Raw genomic sequence first — 22,372 nt, 5'->3', positions numbered from 1 at the left:
CTTCAAACGACGTAACCATTGGTGATTTATGGCAAAGCTTTTTCCGTGGAATTCCTGGCTTGAGATGGAAGATTTAAAAGAAGAGATGCAGCGTCTGGTCGAGAACTCTGCCTGCTCTTCCTCCTTTGTCGAGAATGGGCGCAGGCTGGCCAGATTCCGGCCCGTGGCCGATGTGATCGAGGTCGAGGACGCTTTTTTCGTTCTGGTCGAGTTGCCGGGGCTTGAGCGTGAAAATGTGCGGCTCGAGGTGCATGGCAACGAACTGGCCGTCTTCGGCGAACGCCAGCCGCCTTTGAATGTCGAGGGCGCGGCCTTCCAGGTCATGGAGCGATCATATGGCTGTTTTTCACGCCGCTTCGAACTGCCGGAGGATATCGACGACCAGGCCGTGGCCGCCAGCATGAAGGCAGGCCTTTTGCAGATACGGGTGCCCAAGCGCACCCGGCGCCCGGTGAACAGGACCATCCCCATTTCCCTGGATGAATGATTTGACATGACAACTGGCCCAAGATTTGGGAAAAGGCCCTTTTTTGCATGGCCCCTCGGTTGAGGTCATGATTTTCAAGGAGATTTTGTCATGAAACTGATCAAGTTGCTGGCCGTGATCCTTTGCTGGGCGCTCGTGAGCGCCCATTTTTCTTTTGCCTCGGGCCGGGATATCCGCATGACGCCGGTGGTGCGCACCGTGCAAAGCGTGGCCCCGGCGGTGGTCAACATCCACACCGCGCGCATCGTCGAGCAGGAGATCAATCCTTTTGGCTCCATGTTTGATGACTCCTTGTTCCGCCATTTTTTCGGCTCGCAGGATCTGACTCGTCGGTTCGAACAGCGCAGCCTTGGCTCCGGAGTGATCATTGACGCGGGCAAGCAGCTGGTGCTGACCAACGCGCATGTCATCGAGGGGGCCTCGACCATCCGGGTGCGCCTGCTGGACGGGCGGCAGTTCGACGGCGAGCTGGTCGGCTCTGATCCGGACTTTGACCTGGCCATCTTGCATCTGAAGGACGCCCGGGACCTGCCACAGGCCACCATGGGCGACTCCTCGGACATGATGATCGGCGAGACGGTCATCGCCATCGGCAATCCGTTCGGGTTTGGCAACACCGTGACCACGGGAGTGGTCTCCGCCCTGGAACGCACCATCGAGACCAAGCAGGGCACCTTCACGGATTTCATCCAGACCGATGCGGCCATCAACCCCGGCAACAGCGGTGGCCCGCTCATGAATTTGGCCGGCGAGCTGGTCGGCATCAACACCGCCATCCATGCCGGAGCCGAGGGAATCGGGTTCGCCATCCCCATCAACAAGGCCAAGCGGGTCGTGGAAGAACTGGTCAGCTTCGGCCGCGTGCAGGCCGCATGGCTGGGACTTGAGGGCCAGGATGTAGACGAGCGCATTGCACGGTATCTGGGCCTTGAGGAGGCACGAGGCATGCTCGTGGCTCAGGTGCATGAGGCTTCCTCGCAAAAGGCCGGGATCGAGCCCGGAGACGTGATCACCTCGGTCAACGGGGTGGGCGTCGAGGACCGCAGCCACTATCAGCGCATACTCAGGAATTTCACCCTCGGGCAGGAGCTGCGTCTGGATATTGCCGGACAGACGGGAAAGCGCAGGGCATCCGTTACGTTGCAGGCCTTCACGAACGAAAAGGCACTGGACATGGCCGACCGACGTTGGGGCATGACGGTGCGGCTCCAGGGGCGCAACCTGGTCGTGTCCCAGGTCCGGCCGGGGAGCCCTGCCCAGCAGCTGGGGCTCAGGAGCGGCGATCTGCTGCTCAAGGTCGCGGGGGACGCGCTGTCGTCCGCGGATGACTATGCCCGGGCGTTCAAGCGCTACCGCATGGCCAATACGGTGCTGCTGCTCGTGGCCCGGGACGGGCGCGGCTATCACGTGCGGCTAAGGGTCTGACGATCATCATTCAAGGAGCATTTCATGACCATCTGGTATAATCATGTGCGCACACACATCCGTTTGCAGGCGCTGGTGGACAATTACAGGCTGATCCGCACCCGCGCCACGGACCCCGCGCCGGTCATCAAGTCCGATGCTTATGGGCACGGGCTTCCCGAGGCGGCCGGGGCTCTCTTTGCGGCCGGGGCCCGGACCATGGCCGCAGGGACGGTCGGCGAGGCCGCAGTCCTTAAGGATACCGTGCCCGAGGCCGAGGTCATCTCCCTGCTCGGTCCACTGGACGCCGAAGATTACGCCTGCGTGTGCGAGCGTGACATTGTCGCCTTTGTGGGCAGCACCGAGCAGCTGCTGCTTCTGGAAGAGGCCGCAAGCCACGCCGGGACAACGGTCCGGGTCGCCCTGAAGTTCGATACGGGCATGGCCCGGCTCGGCTTTGCGCCGGACGAGGCGGCGGGAGTGGCCGACACGCTGGACGGACTGGAGCATGTCCGGGCGACCATGGCCTGCTCCCATCTGGCCACGGCCGACGATCCTGGACAGGTCGAATACGTACGCGAACAGGGCGACAGGTTTGCGCGCATCCTCAAGACTCTGCATGCCCGGGGGCTGGACGTGCGGGCCAGCCTGGCCAACTCCGGGGCCATCTTCGGGCATCCAGATTTGCACCACGATCTGCAACGCCCGGGCATCGCCCTCTACGGCGGCAATCCTTTTCACGGCACACCCTGGGAGGAAAAGGGGCTTGGCCTGAAGCCGACCATGCAGGTCTCCAGCAGGCTGATGCAGATCAGGACCATCCCTGCCGGTCAAAGCGTGAGTTACGGACGCACCTTCACCGCTCCTGCCGAAATACGCGTGGGCATCGTGGCCGTGGGCTATGCCGACAACTATTCGCGCGGACTGTCGGGCAAGGCGCGGATGCTCCTTCACGGCAAACGCGTTCCGGTCCTGGGCCGGGTCTGCATGCAGCTTACGGCCGTGGACTTGACCGGAGTGCCGGAAGCGGCGGCGGGCGATGAGATTTTCATGCTTGGCGGGGAGGGACCTTTTGCCATCTCGGCCGATGAGCTCGCCGGATGGTGGGGGACGATCACCTATGAGGTGTTCTGTCTGTTGGGTCAGAATCCGCGCGAGTATGTAGAGTAGAATCGCTCATTCGGGACGCCGGCCCCCTGGGGACGGCGTCCTGCCGCGCCCGGAGCGCTGGAGACACGAATCGGGTCGTGATCTTGGGGCAAGTGTTTTGACGTAGGGTGAATTTTCGTATAGCAGAATCGCTGAAAATGAGCAGAGGGGGATAAGCTATGGATTTTCCGCAAGGTGGGCAAGGCCCCCGTAGAGAGTTTTCGGCTTTGCCTGGATTTGCGCTTATCCTCTTTGTTTTCTGGTCCTTGGGCGGATGCTCGTCCAAGCAGGTTGACTCCACCGCAGACCTTTCCGCAGCCATGCAGGATTCACTGGCATATTCGCAAATGCGTCGGGATGAAGACCAGCCTGCCCGTCACCGCGAATTCGATTATTCGATTCTTTTCTCCCGCGACAACGATTATTTTTCCACGTCGGCCCCGGATGAATCCGCCGACTTCTCTTCCTTGGTCGATACCGGTGACATTGAGCCGGTCCCTTCCATCGGGGACATTGTTCTGGCCCAGTACGAAGATTGGCGCGGAGTGCGCTATCGCATGGGCGGGACTGACTATCGTGGCATTGACTGCTCGGCGCTGGTTCAGGCGGTCTTCAAGGACGCCTTTGAAATGGATTTGCCCCGCACGTCCAGTGAGCAGGCCAAATTGGGCGAGGCCGTGCCCCGCGATGAAATCCAGCCCGGTGATCTGCTCTATTTCATTGATCGCGGCCGCAAGCATGTCGGTGTGGCCGTGAATGAAAGCGAGTTCATGCACGCCTCGCGCAAGAAAGGCGTGGTCCTGTCCAAATTCGATGGGTATTGGACCCCTCGTCTGAAGCGCGTCCGCCGCATCCTGGATTGCAACGAAATGGCCATTCCCCGATACAACGGCGGCTGAGCCCAGGCGTACGCGAATGTCCTGGCCGGCACTTTGTTTCAATTGCATGGCGCGGTACAGGAAGCACCATCATATGAAGTCCCTCAAGCTTCGATCATTGTCGGGCCGGATGCCCCTCGACCTCTGCGGGCTGTTTTTTTTGTGCCTGCTTTTCATGGGAACCGGTTGCGCTCCCAAGACCATGATCCAAACCCCCGTGATCCCGCCTCCGCAGGACACCTTCACCCCCACGGTTTCCGACATATTGCTCTCCCAGTTCAGAGCCTGGAAAGGCGTGCGCCATCGCATCGGCGGCACGGACCGTCAGGGGGTGGATTGTTCGGGACTGATGCAGGCGATTTTCAGGGAGGCGTTTCAGGTGGAACTGCCCCGCACCTCGCGTGATCAGAGCCGGATGGGACAACGCGTCGAAACCAGGCAGATGCGGCCAGGGGATCTGGTGTATTTCACGGACAAGGGCGGTGATCACATCGGCGTGCTTGTCGCGGACAGAACCTTTCTGCATGCCTCGGCGAGCCGGGGGGTTATTCTCTCAACCCTCGACGCCTATTGGTGGCCGAGACTCAGGCGGGTACAGCGCGTCCTGTCCTGACCGGTCATTTTCGCGTCTGCTTGTGCTTCGCTCTTTTCTTCAGCACCCACCCATATACGGCCACGTTGACCAGCACGACCATCCCGGCCAGCAGCATCTGCGTTTCGCGGGTCAGTCCGTCAGGGTAGATCATCGCGAGCAGGTAGCGCTCCACGAATCCTCCGCCATAGCCTTCCTCTCCCGCCCGGCGCAGCAGCGCATTTTCCAGATCCGTCAACGGACAGTACCAGCCAAAGGCTTCGACCAGAACGCCCCAGATCGCCGTCGGGACATGAACGAAGGCGAAGCGCGGGTATCTGGGCACGGCCAGACCACCGAGCATAACCAGGCAGATGAAGAGAAGGTGCAGGATGAGCACCGCGTTGGCGGCAAGAAGATGGGCCATGGAGCCTTGCCCGAATGAAAAGAGGGGAAAGGACGCGTGCCTTTCCCCTCAGGTTGTCTAGATTTCGAAGAGCATTTCCAGGTCGGATCTGGTCAGGCTCTTCCAGGCCGACTGACCTGGGATGATCGAGTCGGCGATGCCTTTCTTGGATTCCTGAAGCTTCAGGATCTTCTCCTCGACCGTGTTCTCGCAGATCATCTTGTAGGCGAAGACCTGGCGGGTCTGACCGATGCGGTGCGTGCGGTCGGTGGCCTGGTCTTCCACGGCCGGGTTCCACCACGGGTCGTAGTGGATGACGTAGTCGGCCGAGGTCAGGTTCAGACCCGTGCCGCCCGCCTTGAGCGAGATCAGGAAGATGGGGATCTCGGGCGTGTTGTTGAACTTGTCCACCTGCTCGAAGCGGTCCTTGGAGGTTCCGTCGAGGTAGCAGAAGGGGATCTCGACCATGTGCAGCCAGTTGCGGATGATATGCAGCATCTGCACAAACTGCGAGAAGACGAGCACCTTGTGGCCGTCGTCGATGATGGAGGTCACGAGGTCCTTGAAGGCCTCGAACTTGCCGGAAGACAGGTTGGCGTTGAAGCCGGGCATGTCGAGCTTCAGGAGCCTCGGGTGGCAGCAGATCTGACGCAGCTTCAGGAGCGCATCAAGGATGGAGATCTGGCTCTGGCCGATGCCCTTCTCGTCCACGTCCTGCAGGACCTGCTCCTTGAGCTTCTTGGCCAGGGCCGAATACAGATCGCGCTGATCGTCCAACAGGGCGGAGTAGTAGATGTTTTCGATCTTGGGCGGCAGATCCTTGGCGACCTCGTTTTTGGTCCGGCGCAGGATGAAGGGTTTGACCCGCGCCTTGAGGTAGCCGAGGCTGTCGTCGTCGCCGTCTTTTATGGGCTTGACGAAACCCTTCTGGAAGGATGCCTGGGAGCCCAGGAAGCCGGGCATGAGGAACTCGAACAGGGACCACAGCTCAAGGAGCGTGTTCTCGATGGGCGTGCCCGACAGGCACAGGCGGAAGCGCGCCTGCATCTTGCGCACGCTTCTGGCAGTGATGGTGTTCGGGTTCTTGATGTTCTGGGCCTCGTCCAGGATGACGGCGTTGAACTCGAATTTGAGCAGTTCGTCCAGATCCCGGCGCAGCAGCGCATAGGTGGTTATGATCAGTTCCGAGGACTCGATCTTCTTGAACAGGTTTTCCCGGCGCGCGCCATAGATGACCAGACGTTTCATGTCCGGCACGAATTTTTGAGCCTCGCGTTCCCAGTTGGGCAGGACCGAGGTGGGCACGATGATCAGGTTGGGGCCCTTGTGCCCCTGTTCCTTCATGTACTGCAGGAAGGTCAGGGTCTGGATGGTCTTGCCCAGGCCCATCTCGTCGGCCAGGATGCCGCCGAAGTGGTATTCGCGCAGAAAGTTCAGGTAGCTCACGCCCTGCAACTGGTAGGGGCGCAGGGTCGCGTCCAGGCCCTTGGGCTTTTCGACCTGCTTGATCTCCTGGAAGTCGTTGATCTTGTCGCGCAGGGTATCCCAGAATCCGTCGGACGTGGTCTCGGGGATGTCTTCGAGGATCTTGTCCAGGACCGGGGCCTCGAAGTTCTCGAAACGCTTCTTGGGCGGTTTTTCCGGATCAAGGCCGAGGGCGATGAGCTTGTGGCCGAGCTTTTCAAGCCACGACTCGGGCAGGCTGGTGTAGGAGCCGTCCTTGAGCTGCACATAGCGCTTGCCCTGGGTCCAGGCTTTCCAGATCTTGTCTATAGGGACGGAGATGTCGTCGTACTCGACGTTTATCTCCAGGTTGAACCACTTGTCCTCTTCCTGCGTCTCCACCGTGGCCACCACGTTGGGCGGGGTCAGGCGGACCTTGTAGCGTGCCAGATCCTTCTCGCCGTAGACCCGGTAGGCCTCGACCAGTTTCGGGTAGGCATCGAGCAGGAAGGTGATGGCCTCTTCGGGCTCCAGGAACCAGATGGCGCTGCTTCTGGGCTGGAAGTTCATGTCCATGAGCGTGGTCAGAAGCGCCTCTTCCTCCTCCTGGTCGCGGCGGATCAGGAAGGATTTGCCCTCGAACTGGTAGCTGCCGGTCTGCAGGTCCTGGTTCGGGCCGGGCAGGGAGATGTCGCCGTGCTCGGTCTCGTAGATGTTCTGGATCTCAAGGGTGAGCAGGCTGCCTTCCTCGTTCAGGAAGAGCTTCGGGTTGTAGTTCGCGGGCACGAAAATGGGCTGCATGCGTTCCAGGAACTCTTCCTGGCCGTGCAGGTCCGAGGCCGGAATTTGGGTCCAGACGCGGTCCAGGAATTCGGAAATGTCCGCGTGCGGGATGATCGGGGGCGAGATTACGAGCTCCTGGATCAGGCTCGGGCGCAGGCCCGTCTGCACCGGGTAGAAGCTGTGCTTGAGGCAGACCCAAAGAGGCAGATGGCCGTAAAAGGACACGTTCTGGTTCAGGATGGAGAAGGGCACCTTGCCCTCGCGTCCAAGCATGATGTCGAACGACAGGCCTTCGTCGGTGAACTTCGGCCGCAGCTGCAGGCGCATGGGCGTGCTTTCGATGCGCACCGGCTGCTCGGATTCTTCCCACAACTGGTAGTATTCGTTCTTGATGGCCCAGAAGAACCAGGTCATGAGCCCGAAGGGAATCTCGACCCTGTGGCCGTAATAGTCGAGATACTGGCCGATCTGTTCAGCCACTTTGGGCAGTTCCGGAGATATTTCGCACCAGTCCGGGTTGCGGATGATCTGTTCCAGGGTCACGGGGTTCTGGACCGTGGACAACCCCGATTTGTTCTGCCGGGCGCGGAAAAATTCGACCTGCAAACGCCCGGTCTCGGCGAAGAAGCGATATATGAAATAATGATGGCCCGGTTCCGGCTCAAGGGCGGTGGAAAAGAAATAGCGGAAGCTCTGTTTCCATTCGGACTTGATGGGCTGGGACTCCACCTCGCGCTTGACGTCGAGCTTGGAGAGAAGGCCCAGGGCCGTGGCCGCTACGTGGCGACAGATGCCGGAGAACGAATCCTGGCAGTTGCAATAGGAATGGACGGTGCCCTGGTCGAGGTTGATGCCCAGTTCCGAGGAATAGGTCTGGAAATCATCTCCCTGGATCTGACCTTCCACATCCCAGGATTCCTCTTCGCGGCGGATGTCGATTTTTTGTATGCCACCGTCGGCAATGAGATATTGGGCCCCGTCGCGGATGTGTTCGGGAATATTGTCAGACAAAAAGTTATGCACGATGCGTTGGATGCGTGCTTCGTCGGAATGGGACATCTTTTGGGTTTATCTCCGTAAAACCGCCTTGGGCGGTGATATATCAGGCCTGCCGTCACTTTTGGAGCTTTGGACGCTAAGCACGGCACGGCACAATTGAACCATTTAAACAAATCACAATTCTTTATCAAGAGCTGTGACAATTTGAGAAAGATCTTTTTGAAGATTATCCGCAGAGCGCTAACGTGCCCAGTTCTCGCGAGAATTCGGACCGGGAAGGGTGGAATTGACATCTTCTTTGGATAAAAACGTATGACATATTTCAAACTGATTATCCATCTGTATGTCTACCCAAGTTGGCAAAAATGTGGCTGGAGTTATTTTTCAAGGATGCAGCCATCGACCCTTCGGGCGGCATTGCGCTTGCCCTGCCAGGGCTCCCGGGGGCTGGTGCCCTTTGCGGCCGTCTCTGGGGAGGAGCGCCAAAGAGAAGTTGACATTTTAAGGTCTGAAGGCCAATTTCAAGCTGGATTTGGTTCCATATCCCCGGGCCTACAGGAAAAAACATGATTCGCATTACCGACATTCTGGACCAGGCGTCCACATATCTCTCCCCGCTGGACGTGGCGCTCATCCAGAAGGCTTATGTCTTTTCCGCTGCCGCCCATGCCGGCCAAATCCGGCTTTCCGGCGAACCCTATTTGTCCCATCCTCTGGAAGTAAGCAATATTCTTGTGGATTTGCGACTTGATGCGGCAACCATCGTCGCCGGATTGCTGCACGACACGGTGGAGGACACTGATGCCTCCATCCCGCAGATCGTCGAGCTTTTCGGACCCGAGGTCGGTGCCATCGTCGAGGGCGTGACCAAGATCAGCAAGATGAACTTCGAGTCCAAGGAGCAGGCCCAGGCCGAAAACATCCGCAAGATGATCCTGGCCATGGCCGACGATATCCGGGTCATCCTGGTCAAGCTCGCCGACCGCCTGCACAACATATCCACCCTTGAATTCCAGAAGGAATACAAGCAGCGCGCCATTGCCCAGGAAACCCTCGGCATCTACGCGCCTCTGGCCAACAGGCTTGGTCTCTACCGCATCAAGGTGCAGCTTGAGAATCATGGCCTGAGGTACATGAAGCCCGACGTGTATGCCCAGATTTCCGAAGGCATCAATCGTTACCAGGATCAGGGCCAGGCCTATATCGACAAGGTCAGCGCCATGATCCAGGACGTCCTGCACGAAAACGAGATCAACGGGCGGGTCAAGGGCCGCATCAAGCACATCTATTCCATCTATCACAAGATGAAGCAGCGCGGGCTGACCCTTGATCAGATCTTCGACATGATCGCGTTTCGGGTCATCGTGAACAATCTGCGGGAGTGCTACACGGTGCTTGGGCTCGTGCATTCCCTGTGGCGGCCGGTGCCGGGCAAGTTCAAGGACTACATCTCCATGCCCAAGGCCAACATGTACCAGAGTCTGCACTCGACGGTCATCGGCCCCGAGGGCGAGCGCATCGAGATCCAGATCCGCACCGAGGAGATGCACCAGCTGGCCGAGAACGGCGTGGCCGCGCACTGGTCCTACAAGGAGCGGGGCAGCAAGAAGGCCCAGGACGCCGACCGCTTCAGCTGGCTGCGCCAGATTCTGGACTGGCAGGGAGATCTGAAGGATTCCAGGGACTTCATGTCGACGCTCAGCCTCGATCTGTTCCAGGACGAGGTTTACGTCTTCACGCCGCGCGGCCAGGTCAAGGAACTGCCCGAAGGCGGCACGCCCGTGGATTTTGCCTATCTGATCCACACCGAGGTCGGTAACCACTGCGCCGGGGCCAAGGTCAACGGGCGCATCGTTCCGCTGAATACACCGCTCAAGAACGGCGACACGGTGGAGATCATCACCGACGCCTCCCGCAATCCGAGCCGGGACTGGCTGCAGTTCGTCAAATCCGGCAAGGCCCGGTCGCGCATCAAGCACTGGATCGGCACCGAAGAGCGGGCGCGCAGCCTGTCGCTGGCCAAGGAGCTTCTGGAGAAGGAAGGCCGGCGCATGGGCATCAATGTGGGCAAGGCCATCAAGAGCGGCGATTTCGATCCCGTGGTCAAGGAGTTTTCCTTTCGCCAGCTTGACGACCTTTTTTCCGCCGTGGGTCATGGACGCATCACCGCAAGGCAGGTGCTCCGGAAGCTTCTGCCCAAAGATGAGCAAAAAACCGAGGAGCGCAAGCCCGCAGGTCCGGCCGTGCCTCAGGCCAAGCCCCAGGATCCGGACTCCATCAGCATCCAGGGCGTCGACGGGGTGCTCATCCGCTATGCCCAGTGCTGCAATCCGTTGCCCGGAGACCCCATTGTGGGCTATATCAGCCGGGGCCTCGGAGTGACGGTTCACACCCAGGATTGCCCGAACGTGGCGAACATGGAGCCCGAACGCCTGCTTGACGTGAGCTGGGGCGGTCAGGAGGAAACCAAGCCTCTACCGGCCAAGATCAAGGTCGTCTGCAAGAACGAACGCGGCGTTCTGGGTCTGGTCAGCGGGCTTCTGGCCAAGGAAGGCATCAACATCGATTCAGGCAAGTTCACGTCCGCCGTGGACGGGATGTCGGAGCTTGATTTCGTGATCGAGGTCAAGACCACGACCCAGCTTTACGCCATCATCGAAAAATTGCGGAATCTTGAGGCAGTGCAGGAGGTTACGCGTACTTCGGCAGGCTGAGGCCGGGCTGTTCGGCCAGGACGGGGGATTTCGGGAAAAGCTCGAAATCCCTTTTTTTTGGAGTTTTGACGGACTGTGAACCGGGTGGGGCGGGAGAATGCTGACAAAGGGCATGGATTCCCGTCTTCACGGGAATGACAACGGCGTTGCTGGGTCGTTTGGAAGAGGTGTTCGCCGTGCTGTCTCGACGTCATTCCCGCGCACGTGTGCCCAGCATGGGTAGGCGGGAATCCATGCCCTTTGTCCGTACTGCCTGCGCTTAGCCTACGCTGACCAGCTCGATCTCGAAGGTCAGGGCGAATCCGGCCAGGGGGTGGTTGGCGTCCAGGGTGGCTTCGTCGTCATCGACGTCGACGATGAGGGCCGGGAGTTCGTTGCCGTCGGGGGAGCGCAGCACCAGCTGTTCGCCGACGGTGGGAACGATCTCCGGGGGAAAGGACGTCTTGGGAACGCGGATGACCATTTCCTCGTTGTGCGGGCCGTAGGCCTCTTCTTCCGGGATGGTCACGGTGACGCTCTGGCCGGGCTCAAGATCGAGGATGGCTTTTTCGAAGCCGGGGATGACCATGTCCTGGCCAAGAGTGATCTCCAGGGGATCGCGTTCCCGGGAGGAGTCGAACTGGGTGCCGTCGTCGAGCGTGCCCGTGTAGTGAACCAGTACTTTGGTTCCAGCTGCAAGTGTCATGATGTTTCCTGTGGATTTAAGGTTGCTGGTTTTATTTGGACCGCTCGAGTTCCGCAAGCCAGATCTCGAGGGTGTTGGGCTCGCCTGGCTTGTGGTCGTCAGGGTAGAGCAGCGCGGACATGTAGAAAACGCTGCCTATGTCCAGGCTGCGCCGAGCGCTTTGGGAAAACATGTCCAGCTTGTGTTCGATCATGGGGCGCCGTTCAAGGCTCAGCGCATCCAGAAAAGGGGCCGCATTCGTGGACAGAGTGGCCAGCAGTTCCGCCTTGCGATGCATGGCTTCGCGATATCCGGCATCGTCCCCCGCGTTGTGCAGCAGGTCGTGCGCGTTGGTTTCGATGTCCCGCACTTGCCGGATCTGATCACGCAGAAAATTGAGAAAATCGGTCATCGGTGCCTCCGAAATCTTGCAGACAGGGTTCAAGACGGGTGTCCATGGGAAAAATGATGCCTTCACCGCGCGCGTTGTAATAGGAGCGCTGCTTGCGCTGGAATCTGCGCACCTGGTCCAGGTTCTGGCTGCCGATGGGGTCGCACTCCAGCACCGGCGAGCGTTGCGGATTTCTGAGCAGATCCATGACCAGATCCTGGGCATGGGTGATGGCTTCGGTGATGAACGCCTCCTTGCGGGCAAAGGGCAGAAAACCCCGGAACAAGCGTAGGGAGCGTTTGTAGGATTTTTCTTCCACCAGATGCAAGCTTTGACGGAAGATGCGTTTTTTGATGGTGAAGGGCAATTTTTTCTGTCCCATGGTCAGTACCAGGGAATTGTCGGCCTCGGGATGCGGGATGCGAAAGATGCGCGAGGCCTGGTTGCGCGGCCATTCGACCTGCAGGTCCGCCAGCATCTCCACGTAGGTGTGGGCGAACTTGCCCCGGCCTGCGGAGAAGCCGAGCATGTTCGGGACCAGATAGTTGTGGGCGATGACGTCGGCGGCCAGATGGGACAGGTAACCATAGGCGTAGGCCTGGGCTTTCCCGTCTTCGGCCTGGCGCAGGAGCGCCTTGCCCGTGTCCCAGTTGTGGGAATGGGTAGGGGTGAACTTGCTGCCCTTGCCGATGAAAATGTCGGCCGACAGGCATCCGTACAGGAACTGCTCTGGATGGGCCGTCAGCACGGCGGCAACTCCCGGGGCGAGAAGATGCACATGGGTCAGGACATGGTTGCCGATGGCCATGTGCACCCCCGGCCCCCAGGCCAGCGCCTCGCCGGGAAGCAGAATCAGAAGAATAAAAGCGAATAATAAAGCCATGTGTCGCCAGTCGGGTTCAGTTTTTTTCCCTTGTGGTGTGAAAGGTGATGTCCGGCCACTGTTCCATGATGTACTCAAGTCTCCAGGTGCTGTCCGCCAGCAGGGCCAGATTGCCTTCGGAATCCGTGGCCAGGGAGCCGTGAAGCTCCTTCTGGAAACGTTCGAGAAGGGCCTTGTCGTCCGCTTGCACCCATCTCGCCGCCGACAGGTTGACCGGGGTGTAGATGGCGTCAACGGCATATTCATCTTTAAGGCGTGAAATGATCACGTCAAACTGCAGGACGCCCACCGCGCCCAGGATGTACTCGTTGCCGAGGGTGGGGCGAAAAACCTGCACCGCGCCCTCTTCGGCGAGCTGCTGGAGGCCTTTTTGCAACTGCTTGGTCTTGAGTGGGCTTTTCAGGATGACCTTGCGGAAATGTTCGGGCGCGAAGCTCGGGATGCCCGTGAACTTGAGCTCTTCCTTCAGGCTGAAGGTGTCGCCGATCTTGATGGTCCCGTGATTGTGCAGACCGATGATGTCTCCGGCGAAGGCTTCCTCCACGCCGGTGCGGTCCTGGGCCATGAAGATGGTGGCGTTCGAGATCTGCACGTCCTTGCCGATGCGGTGGTGGCGGATCTTCATGCCCTTTTCGTACTTGCCCGAGCAGATGCGCATGAAGGCGATGCGGTCACGGTGGGCCTTGTCCATGTTCGCCTGGATTTTGAAGACCACGCCCGAGAAATCTTCCTCGAAGGGTGAGACCTCGCGGGTCAGGGTCGCCCGGGGGCGCGGGCAGGGGGCCAGCTCGACAAAGGTGTCGAGCATTTCCTGCACGCCGAAATTGTTGATGGCGCTGCCGAAGAAGACCGGAGTCTGGCTGCCTTCCAGATAGCGCTCGACGGAGAAGGGGTTGCCCGCGCCTTCGAGCAGCTCAAGATCCCGGCGCAGATCCTGCGCCTGCAGGCCGAGCAGTTCGTCGAGCTTGGGGTCGTTCACGTCGTCGATGACCACGCCCTGCTGGATGCGCCCCCCGTGGGTGGCCGAAAAGAGATGGATTTTCTTCTTGTGGATGGAGTAGGTGCCCTTGAATCCCTTGCCCATGCCGATGGGCCAGCTCAAGGGGGCGCACTCAATGCCCAGGTGGTCCTCGATGTCGGCCAAAAGGTCCAGCGGCTCAAGACCGTCGCGGTCGAGCTTGTTGATGAAGGTCATGATGGGCGTGTTGCGCATGCGGCAGACGTCCATCAGTTTCTTGGTCTGGGCCTCGACGCCCTTGGCGCTGTCGATGACCAGCAGGGCGGAGTCCACGGCGGTCAGGACGCGATAGGTGTCCTCCGAAAAATCTTCGTGGCCGGGGGTGTCGAGCAGGTTGATGTCGTACCCGCCGTATTCGAACTTCATGACCGAGGTGGTCACGGAGATGCCGCGTTCCTGCTCCATTTTCATCCAGTCCGAGGTCGCGTGGCGGGAAGCCTTGCGCGACTTGACCGTGCCGGCCAAGGTGATGGCTCCGCCAAAGAGAAGCAGCTTCTCGGTCAGGGTCGTCTTGCCCGCGTCGGGGTGACTGATGATGCCGAACGTGCGGCGTTTTTCCACATTCTGTCGTATTTCTCTTGCCAGTGCGCTCATAGACTCTCCAAATGCTGTGTAACCCTGCCTTCAGGGCCTAGGAGGCAGTAGGCGCGATCATGGGAACAGTCAAGGAACGCGCCGTGGCTTTCAAATTGGCGAAAATGCGGATGTACCCTTGACCCTGCCCCCCGCTCTGGTATGTTGCCCCAAAATAGTGTTCGACCATTCAACCAGTTATGGAGGTGCTCAATGCAGTATTCAGAAAAAGATCTGCCCGTTCGGGTGCACGATGGTGAACTGCTCGTTTTGGATGACGGCAACGAGGTGCGCTGGGAAAGCAACGGTGAAGCCAAGGCGATTTTCATCGGCAGCAGCTTCGAGCCGACATTCGAACTGTTCCCGAACCAGAGCGAGACGGTGAACATCGGCGGCAGGAATTTCGCGCTGACCGCATTTTTCGAGGATGTCCTGGAGGTCAAGAAGGCCTGATGTTTCGAGTAGCGCCGGGATGACCGGATTTCATTGATTTATTTTGTTCCCGTCGTGGCGCGATCACGCGCCTTGCTTGAGAGCAGGGATCAAAGCCTCCGCGCCGATGGTTTTCGTGTGGGGGCTTTTTACATGGCTTTGCGTTGGCGGCAGGGCCCGAAATTTTGGATGTGATGGCCGAAGGTCGGCCTTGGACCAAGGCGGCGACTTTCCGGTTTTCAGACGTGCTTGGTTGTGGACGGCCGGGTTGTGCTTGGCATAGATGCCACACAACACAAGGAGAAAACCCCATGGTTCGATGCAGATGCTATATTGTAATGATTCTTGTCTTTTGGGCGGGCGGCGCCTTGGCGGCGGAACCTTTGGTCATGAGCCTGGCCAATGTCCAGCGCGCCATCGACGGCAACGATCACGTGCTGCTTGAAAAATATGTCGACCTGCGCGGTATCATAACCCGCGGTGTGGACCGTTTTGTGGCCGACTACGCAGCCAACCCTCCGGGAGGCGAGGGGGATCCGCTCATGGAGATGCTCTCGGGCGGTCTGTCACGGGAATCCGGTTCGGCGGCTGCCGGGCCCATGAAGATGATGCTCGTGGAAGAGACCAGAAAATTCGTGATCCGGGGCGTGGCCTCCGGGGATTTCTCCGGAAGACCTTCGAAGGCGGCGGTATTGCCCGACGGCGGCCTTTTGGCGGTCCTCTTTGCCGACGCTTCCACTGCCCGCAAGGAGCTGCGCGGCGTGCGCGTGAATCCGGCCAAGGGTGACACGGCCACGGCCCAGGCGACCGTGTACGATCATGGCAGCGAGAGGAGCTATCCGGTGCAGCTGGATCTGCGGCTCCAGCCCGAGGGATATTGGAAGGTCACGGATGTGAAAAACATGGCCGACCTGATCCGCAGGGTGCGCAAGGAAGCCGAGGAACGCTAGCCCTTAGCCGATTTCACGTTTTCTGGTTCATGGAATGTTGACCAGTATGAAGCCCCGCTTGTTCCCGGGGCTTCATGCTTCCTGGGGGACGGGCAAGGGGCGGCGCAGATCGCCGAGCTTGATCGCCGCCATGCCCGAGAGAAGCAGGGCGCTGCCCAGAAGCTGGACCGGGGTCAGGGTTTCGCCCAGCAGGAGGAAGGCGAAGACGGCGGTGAAGAGAGGCTCCAGAGAGACGATGATGTTGGCCACGCTGGCATCCAACAGGGACAGGCTTACGTTGTAGAACCCGTAACCGCCCACCGTGGGGATGGCCCCCAGCAGGATCATCACGGTCCAGCCTTCCACGCTGGCACCGAGCCAGAACATGTCCCCGGGCGTCACGGCCGATCCGGGAACCCATCCGCCGGTAAGATTGGCCAGAAAAAGGAACGCCCCCGCGAACGCAAAGATGTAGAGGAGGGTGGTCCAGGGCGAGATGCCCCGCGTCGAGGTCACCCGGCCCATCAGGCTGTAGGCCGTGTAGCACAGCCCCGTCAGCAGGCCCGCGATGACTCCCAGCAGATTGCTCTGCCAGGCCGAGGCGTTCAGCGCCCCGCTGATGAGCGCGCACCCGCAAAGACACAAGGCTATGGCCGTGAATTTGAGCGCTCCAAGACTCTCGCCCATGAACTTCCAGCCCAGAATGGCGGTGTAGGCCACGGAGCAGTAAACCATGACCGTGGCCACGGCTGCTCCGTTTTGCGCCACCGAGATGGCCCACAGTCCGTTGAAGCCGGCCAGCATCAGTCCGAAAATGGCCAGAAAGGGGATGTGAGCCTTGCCGACGCGCAGCAACCCGCGATCGAAAAGAAGCATGAGAGGCACCAGGGTCGCGACCACGATGATGTTGCGCCAGCAGGCCAGGACGAGCGGCGGCATGTCGAAATTCATGACCAGATGGCGGATGAAGATGGAGGTCGTGGACAGGAACACTGCGCTGGCGAGAGCGGCGCTGTAGCCTTGGGCGGAACGGGACATGGCCATGGAATGCTCCTTCTTGTGCTGAATGTGAAGCTGGTCTAGTTGGAAATTGGCCCCGCTGTAAGGGGCAATTTTGAATAAAATGGACCAGTCCAATTTGGCGGGAGGGAAGAAATGCGCCTGGCACTTGATCCTGAATCCCGGGAGCCCGTTTACGTCCAGATCAGCGGGCATTTTCGAAACAGCATCCTGACCGAAAATCTGCGCCCGGGCATCCGGCTGCCGGCGGTCCGGACCCTGGCCGCGAATCTGGGAGTCAGCCGCGGCACCGTGGAGAGTGCCTACGCCGAACTCATGGCCGAGGGGCTCATTACCTCCAGGCAGGGCAGCGGTTTCTACGTGCTTCCCCATGCTCCCGGCGAGGTCAGGAATCCTCCCCTGTCCGGCGGCTGGCCCGCATGGCAGGGACGCCTTTCTTACGGAGGCTGCGAGGCCATGAGCGCTTATCTGCCGGAGGTCAGCCGAAAAACGGACTGGATCGCGCTGGATGGCGGGGCGTGCGACCCGCGTCTGTTTCCCATGGACGAGTTCCGCAAGCTCCTGGGGCAGGTCATGCGCCGGGACGGGGTGTCCGCCGTGGAGTACGGGGAGATTGCCGGATACCGCCCACTGCGCACCACCCTGGCCCAGGTGCTGGCCAGCCAGGGCATCCAGACGGACGCCGAGAGCATCCTGATCACGGCCGGTTCGCAGCAGGCCCTGTCCCTGGTCACGGGGCTCATCCTGTCGCCCGGCGAGGCCGTCGTGGTCGAAGGCCCGACCTATGCCGGGGCCCTGGACGTGTTCCGCGCCCGGGGCCTGCGCATCCTGACCGTCGGCGTGGACGAGGAAGGCATGGACATGCGGGAGCTGGAGGCGGTCCTGTCCCGTCATCGGCCGGGCCTCATCTACACCATCCCCAATTTTCACAATCCCACCGGCGCGTGTCTGGACGGCCAGCGCCGCAGGCAGCTCATCAGCCTGGCGGGGCGTTTCGACGTGCCCATCCTCGAAGACGACTATGTCGGCGACATTCGCTACGAGGGCCGGGCTCAGCCTACCCTCAAATCCTTGGATCCAGACGGTCGCGTCATCTACATGAGCACCTTCTCCAAGATGCTCATTCCTGGCCTGCGCGTGGGCTTCGTGGTGGCCGACGGCCCGGTTTACGCCCATCTGCTGCGCTCCAAACGCTGCCACGACCTGGCCACCTGCAACTTGATTCAGCGGGCCCTGCGCGACTACGTCTCGGTGGGCCGCTATCACGCCCACCTGCAACGCTCCTGCACGCTCTACCGCAGGCGTCGCGACGCCATGCTGGCCGCCCTGGAGCGGCACATGCCCTCCGGCGCGAGCTGGACGCGGCCCAAGGGGGGGCTGTTCATCTGGCTGCGCCTGCCCGAATACATGACGGCCTCGGACCTTCTGCCCAGGGCCTGCGCGGAAGGCGTGATCTTCGCGCCGGGGGGAAATTTCTTTCTGGATCCGGCAGATGGGGAGGGCGGCATGCGTCTGAATTTTGCCTCCAACACGGAGGCCGTGATCGAAGAGGGGGTCCGGCGGTTGGGCAGGGCGATGGTCGGGGCGTAGAATGGTCGGGCGGAAGATGGGAGGGCGAAAGATGGGAGGGCGAAAGATTTTTCGCCCCTACGGAAATTGTGATCACGAATACGCGGTTTTGTAGGGGCGGACCTACGTGTCCGCCCAATCTTGGGGCATGGGATGGGCGGACCTGTAGGTCCGAAGAAGGGCGGACACATAGGTCCGAAGAAGGGCGGACACATAGGTCCGCCCCTACGGTAATCATGTAAATTATTGGTCTATTCGGTAATCACAAATCCTGTGTCTGAACGTTGGGCAATGGTGATATGTTGCCAAATGCGCGTGGCCGCCCTTGAACGGGTTTGGCCTGATTCGCGACGTTATTATGCAGGAGGAAAAATGCCGTACAACCCCAAGATCCATAGTCGCCGATCCATCAGGTTACAAAATTATGATTATTCCCAACCAGGCGCATATTTCGTGACCATTTGTGCACAGGACCGGATTTGTCTGTTTGGGGACGTGGTGGACGGGGAAATGCGGTTGAATGATGCGGGCCATGTCGCACAAGAATGTTGGAATGCCGTTCCGATTCATTTTCAGCATGTTGATTTGGATATGTTCGTGGTCATGCCGAACCATGTTCACGGAATATTGGTCATCGTCGATTCTCCGGCGTCCATGAGGACGGAAAAAAGGGCGGATAATTTTTTGTCGTTACGCGGGACGTCCAAAACGGTTGGTTCCGTGGTGCGTGGATTTAAAATCGGCGTGACCGCATGGATGCGGCGCAACACGGCCATTCATGACGTATGGCAACGCAATTATTGGGAACATATCGTCCGCGATGAAACGGAATTGAACCGCATCCGGGAATACATCGCCACCAATCCCAGCCGATGGGAAACGGACAGGTTGCATCCAGGCCAGGAATTGCGTGAAACACCGGGCAGGTATGGGCCAGGCGGTGTGTTTCGTCTGTGATGCGGATTGGATGGTGTGATGTGTTGCGGGGGGAAATGGGAGGGCGAAAAAAATGGGAGGGGCGGGAAATGGGAGGGCGAAAGATTTTTCGCCCCTACGGAAATTGTGTGAATTTTTCGGTGGCATGGAAATCGTGCGGATTTTCTGTTTGGTCGGATGTGTTGATTACCGTCCGTGCATGGGCCGGGCGGTGTGTTTTGTGTGGGTGATGCGGATTGGATGGTGTGATGTGTTGTGGGGGGAAATGGGAGGGGCGGGAAATGGGAGGGCGAAAGATTTTTCGCCCCTACGGAAATTGTGTTAATTTTTCGGTGGTATGGAAATCGTGCGGATTTTCTGTTTGGTCGGATGTGTTGATTACCGTCCGTGCATGGGCCAGGCGGTGTGTTTTGTGTGGGTGATGCGGATTGGATGGTGTGATGTGTTGTGGGGGGAAATGGGAGGGGCGGGAAATGGGAGGGCGAAAGATTTTTCGCCCCTACGGAAATTGTGTTAATTTTTCGGTGGTATGGAAATCGTGCGGATTTTCTGTTTGGTCGGATGTGTTGATTACCGTCCGTGCATGGGCCAGGCGGTGTGGGTGGTGTGATGCGCGTAGGGGCGAAAAATCTTTCGCCCTTTCTTCGGTTTTGTCCCTCTTCGATTCCGCCCCCTCTTCTATTTATCGCCCCTACGCCCCCCTGCCCTTGGCGACGTCCACGATTCTTCTCATCTGGCGGCACAGGCCCATGAGCAGGTTGTATTCGTTCAGGCGCGGGTTGATGCGGTTGAAGAAGCGCTTCAGGGGGAGCATGAAATATTCGGGATTGTCCTTGTTCAGGAAATCGATCTCGATCAGGGTCTCGCGTAGCTGGTTGAAGAGGACTTCCCGTTCTTCGATGTTGATGTAGCGATCCTTGGGGTATCCCGCCACCTTGAAGGGCTTGGTCAGGGATTTCTTGAAGCATTCGTAGAGCACGACCATGACCGCCTGGCTCAGGTTCAGCGAGGTCAGGTTGTCGGTGGTGGGGATGGTCAGGAGCTGGTTGCAGAGATCGGTTTCCTCGTTGGTCAGGCCCGTGTCCTCGGGGCCGAAGACGATGGCGACCCTGCCGCCCGCATTACGTTGTTCGACGATGCGCGGGGCCGCCTCCTCGGGCGTCTGGATGGCCTGACGCCATCCGCCTGTTCTGGCCGTTGTGCCGTAGGAAAAGGAATAGGGAGCCAGCGCCTCGGCCAGGGTCTGATGGATGCGGACGCTTTTCAGCAGGTGCCCGGCATGGTGGGTGGCCAGGGGCAGGGCTTTGTCCAGATCCCAGTTCAGTGGGTTCACCAGCACGATCTGGCCGCAGCCCATGTTCAGGCAGGCCCGGGCCACCGAGCCGATATTTTCCGGAAACTTGGGCCTGCAGAGGATGACGTCGATGTTCTCAAGCATCCGGGCTCTCTAGACGTTGAAGAGAAAATGCACCACGTCGCCGTCTTTGAGGACGTATTCCTTGCCTTCGACCCGCAGCACTCCGGCGGCGCGGCATTTGGCCTCGGAGCCGTGCTTGACGTAGTCGTTATAGGCGATGACCTCGGCCCGGATGAAACCGCGCTCGAAGTCCGTGTGAATCACGCCTGCGCCTTGGGGAGCCTTGCAGCCCTGGTGGATGGTCCAGGCTCGCACTTCCTTGGGTCCGGCCGTGAAGTAGGAGCATAGTCCGAGCATTTCATAGCCCGTGCGGATGACCAGATCCAGACCCGATTCGTTGACTCCGTAGGATGCCAGAAATTCCTGCGCTTCCTCTGGAGTCAGGCCGACCAGCTCTTCCTCGATGCGGGCCGAAATTTTCACGGCGCAGGCTCCGCGGGTCGCGGCCAGTTCCCGGACCTTGGTCACGAACTGGTTGTCTTCGGCCAGGGCGGCCTCGTCCACGTTCATGCCGAAGATGACCGGCTTGAACGTGATCAGCAGCAGATCCTTGCGCAGTTCCGCGCCCAGGTCGCTCCTGAGCTCTTCCATTTCCGAGGCGGGCTTGCCCGTGTTCAGGTGGGCCGTGAGCCTCTGCAACAGGTCCAGCTGCGGAGCGAGGCGCTTGTCGGCCCTGATCTGCTTGGACAGCCGCTCGGCCTTTCGTTCCACGGCCTGCAGGTCGGCCAGGATCAGTTCCGTGTCGATGACTTCGATGTCGCGGATGGGGTCCACGGACCCGTCCACATGGATGACGTCGTCATTTTCGAAGCAGCGCACTACGTGCAGGATGGCGTCGCATTCGCGGATGTTGGCCAGGAACTGGTTGCCAAGGCCTTCGCCCTGGCTCGCGCCCTTGACCAGCCCGGCGATGTCGATGAAATCCACCGTGGCCTGGATGATCTTCTGGGAACCCACCAGTTCCAGCAGCTTGGCCAGACGCGGGTCCGGCACCGGAACCACGGCCTTGTTGGGCTCGATGGTGCAGAAGGGGTAGTTGGCGCTTTCGGCGTTTTGAGCCTTGGTCAGCGCGTTGAAGAGGGTGGATTTGCCCACGTTGGGCAGGCCCACGATGCCTATGCTCAGTCCCATGATATCTCCTTCATTTCATTATTCATGTGAGTTCTTCGCAGAACGCGCCGGGCGGGGCACCGATGATCGGGAACCCACCGTTTGAGATGCGAGGCTGAACGCAAATGGAAAATGGAATGGAATAATTTTGATTCGCTCTTGCGCCGGTCGCCCGGGCGTGAGGTGGCGAAGCCATAATATGATCGTTTCCATGACGCAAGACGAGATATGGCGTGGCAGATTGCGAGGCCCAGTCCTGCCGGGTTGCCGTTTGTGGCCGGAACATGCCGGGAAAGCGGTAAGCGCTCAGGCGACCGCATCTTCCACGGACGTCCCTGATCTGCGATAGAAGCAGGAGCCTTTACTTTTTGCGCGGCTTGGGCTTGGGGAGGCTTGGGAGAAGGGATTTGTCCACGTGCTGGGGCATGAGTGCCTTTATTTCTTCCGTGGTCTGCGCGGCGGGGAATCGTTCGAAAAGGAATTTCAGGTAGGCTTGGGGCTCGATCTCGTTGGCTTTGGCGGTTTCCACCAAGGAAAAGAGCATGGCGCTGGCGTCGGCACCCTTGGGTGCTCCGGCAAAGAGCCAGTTCTTACGG

20 protein-coding genes are annotated in these 22,372 nt (G+C 59.7%); 10 read left to right on the top strand and 10 right to left on the bottom strand.

What is annotated here, in order from left to right:
• Window positions 1-28 precede the first annotated feature (28 nt).
• The 5 genes from BMZ40_RS13365 to BMZ40_RS13345 all read left to right on the top strand — a co-directional run bounded on the left by BMZ40_RS13365 (window position 29) and on the right by BMZ40_RS13345 (window position 4,531).
• Window positions 29-487: an Hsp20/alpha crystallin family protein gene (locus BMZ40_RS13365; RefSeq protein ID WP_092376719.1), complete on the top strand. Its 459-nt coding sequence runs from the start codon at window positions 29-31 to the stop codon at window positions 485-487.
• A gap of 90 nt (window positions 488-577) precedes the next feature.
• Window positions 578-1,912, top strand: a complete 1,335-nt coding sequence (locus BMZ40_RS13360; protein WP_092376716.1) for a trypsin-like peptidase domain-containing protein — start codon at window positions 578-580, stop codon at window positions 1,910-1,912.
• 24 nt (window positions 1,913-1,936) lie between these two features.
• Window positions 1,937-3,061, top strand: coding sequence for an alanine racemase (alr, locus tag BMZ40_RS13355; RefSeq protein WP_092376713.1), 1,125 nt, complete (start codon window positions 1,937-1,939; stop codon window positions 3,059-3,061).
• A 158-nt stretch (window positions 3,062-3,219) separates the two neighbouring features.
• The gene (locus tag BMZ40_RS13350; RefSeq protein WP_092376711.1) at window positions 3,220-3,939 is read left to right on the top strand and encodes an NlpC/P60 family protein; all 720 of its coding nucleotides are present in this window, start codon (window positions 3,220-3,222) and stop codon (window positions 3,937-3,939) included.
• Between the two features lie 73 nt (window positions 3,940-4,012).
• Window positions 4,013-4,531 (top strand): NlpC/P60 family protein, encoded by a 519-nt coding sequence (locus tag BMZ40_RS13345; RefSeq protein ID WP_177193174.1) that lies wholly within the window; start codon window positions 4,013-4,015, stop codon window positions 4,529-4,531.
• Window positions 4,532-4,535: 4 nt separating this feature from the next.
• Here the strand turns inward: BMZ40_RS13345 and BMZ40_RS13340 are convergent, their stop codons facing one another.
• Together BMZ40_RS13340 and BMZ40_RS13335 are read right to left on the bottom strand one after the other, a co-directional pair.
• Window positions 4,536-4,916 (bottom strand): DUF2784 domain-containing protein, encoded by a 381-nt coding sequence (locus BMZ40_RS13340; protein WP_092376706.1) that lies wholly within the window; start codon window positions 4,914-4,916, stop codon window positions 4,536-4,538.
• A 57-nt stretch (window positions 4,917-4,973) separates the two neighbouring features.
• Window positions 4,974-8,180, bottom strand: a complete 3,207-nt coding sequence (locus BMZ40_RS13335) for a DEAD/DEAH box helicase (RefSeq protein WP_092376704.1) — start codon at window positions 8,178-8,180, stop codon at window positions 4,974-4,976.
• A 506-nt stretch (window positions 8,181-8,686) separates the two neighbouring features.
• Between BMZ40_RS13335 and BMZ40_RS13330 the strand changes: the two genes are divergently transcribed.
• Window positions 8,687-10,834, top strand: coding sequence for a RelA/SpoT family protein (locus tag BMZ40_RS13330; protein WP_092376701.1), 2,148 nt, complete (start codon window positions 8,687-8,689; stop codon window positions 10,832-10,834).
• Between the two features lie 259 nt (window positions 10,835-11,093).
• Here BMZ40_RS13330 and BMZ40_RS13325 read toward each other — a convergent pair whose 3' ends face one another.
• From BMZ40_RS13325 to BMZ40_RS13310, 4 genes are read right to left on the bottom strand one after another with little or no spacing between them, the layout of a single operon-like run.
• Complete coding sequence (locus tag BMZ40_RS13325; protein ID WP_092376698.1) at window positions 11,094-11,519, bottom strand: FKBP-type peptidyl-prolyl cis-trans isomerase; 426 nt, start codon at window positions 11,517-11,519, stop codon at window positions 11,094-11,096.
• A gap of 31 nt (window positions 11,520-11,550) precedes the next feature.
• On the bottom strand, window positions 11,551-11,910 hold the full coding sequence (locus tag BMZ40_RS13320; protein WP_092376696.1) for a hypothetical protein: 360 nt from the start codon (window positions 11,908-11,910) through the stop codon (window positions 11,551-11,553).
• A complete protein-coding gene (locus tag BMZ40_RS13315; RefSeq protein ID WP_092376693.1) occupies window positions 11,882-12,772 on the bottom strand; it encodes a zinc dependent phospholipase C family protein in 891 nt (296 codons plus the stop codon). The genes BMZ40_RS13320 and BMZ40_RS13315 overlap by 29 nt, the downstream gene beginning before the upstream one ends.
• Window positions 12,773-12,788: 16 nt before the next feature.
• The gene (locus tag BMZ40_RS13310; protein ID WP_425429365.1) at window positions 12,789-14,384 is read right to left on the bottom strand and encodes a peptide chain release factor 3; all 1,596 of its coding nucleotides are present in this window, start codon (window positions 14,382-14,384) and stop codon (window positions 12,789-12,791) included.
• A 192-nt stretch (window positions 14,385-14,576) separates the two neighbouring features.
• Between BMZ40_RS13310 and BMZ40_RS13305 the strand changes: the two genes are divergently transcribed.
• Complete coding sequence (locus tag BMZ40_RS13305) at window positions 14,577-14,816, top strand: hypothetical protein (protein ID WP_092376690.1); 240 nt, start codon at window positions 14,577-14,579, stop codon at window positions 14,814-14,816.
• 290 nt (window positions 14,817-15,106) lie between these two features.
• Window positions 15,107-15,745: a hypothetical protein gene (locus tag BMZ40_RS13300; protein WP_092376688.1), complete on the top strand. Its 639-nt coding sequence runs from the start codon at window positions 15,107-15,109 to the stop codon at window positions 15,743-15,745.
• A 72-nt stretch (window positions 15,746-15,817) separates the two neighbouring features.
• Here the strand turns inward: BMZ40_RS13300 and BMZ40_RS19290 are convergent, their stop codons facing one another.
• Window positions 15,818-16,768, bottom strand: coding sequence for a DMT family transporter (locus BMZ40_RS19290; protein ID WP_177193173.1), 951 nt, complete (start codon window positions 16,766-16,768; stop codon window positions 15,818-15,820).
• 111 nt (window positions 16,769-16,879) lie between these two features.
• Here BMZ40_RS19290 and pdxR point away from each other — a divergent pair, with 111 nt between their 5' ends.
• Window positions 16,880-18,334 carry a MocR-like pyridoxine biosynthesis transcription factor PdxR gene (gene pdxR, locus BMZ40_RS13285; RefSeq protein WP_092376683.1) on the top strand — a complete coding sequence of 485 codons (1,455 nt, stop codon included), beginning with the start codon at window positions 16,880-16,882 and terminating at the stop codon, window positions 18,332-18,334.
• A 351-nt stretch (window positions 18,335-18,685) separates the two neighbouring features.
• Complete coding sequence (locus BMZ40_RS13280; RefSeq protein WP_218143776.1) at window positions 18,686-19,270, top strand: transposase; 585 nt, start codon at window positions 18,686-18,688, stop codon at window positions 19,268-19,270.
• A gap of 670 nt (window positions 19,271-19,940) precedes the next feature.
• Here BMZ40_RS13280 and BMZ40_RS13275 read toward each other — a convergent pair.
• From BMZ40_RS13275 to BMZ40_RS13265, 3 genes are all read right to left on the bottom strand, one after another.
• The gene (locus tag BMZ40_RS13275; RefSeq protein ID WP_092376680.1) at window positions 19,941-20,687 is read right to left on the bottom strand and encodes an RNA methyltransferase; all 747 of its coding nucleotides are present in this window, start codon (window positions 20,685-20,687) and stop codon (window positions 19,941-19,943) included.
• A 9-nt stretch (window positions 20,688-20,696) separates the two neighbouring features.
• The gene (ychF, locus tag BMZ40_RS13270) at window positions 20,697-21,797 is read right to left on the bottom strand and encodes a redox-regulated ATPase YchF (protein WP_092376677.1); all 1,101 of its coding nucleotides are present in this window, start codon (window positions 21,795-21,797) and stop codon (window positions 20,697-20,699) included.
• Window positions 21,798-22,137: 340 nt separating this feature from the next.
• On the bottom strand, window positions 22,138-22,372 hold a 235-nt coding region (locus BMZ40_RS13265), incomplete at its 5' end, for a transposase domain-containing protein (protein WP_143075636.1).

Source organism: Desulfomicrobium apsheronum, assembly GCF_900114115.1.
GTDB lineage: Bacteria > Desulfobacterota > Desulfovibrionia > Desulfovibrionales > Desulfomicrobiaceae > Desulfomicrobium > Desulfomicrobium apsheronum.
The sequence above is the reverse complement of the archived record's forward strand: the minus strand, read 5'-3'. Positions and strand labels throughout refer to the sequence as shown.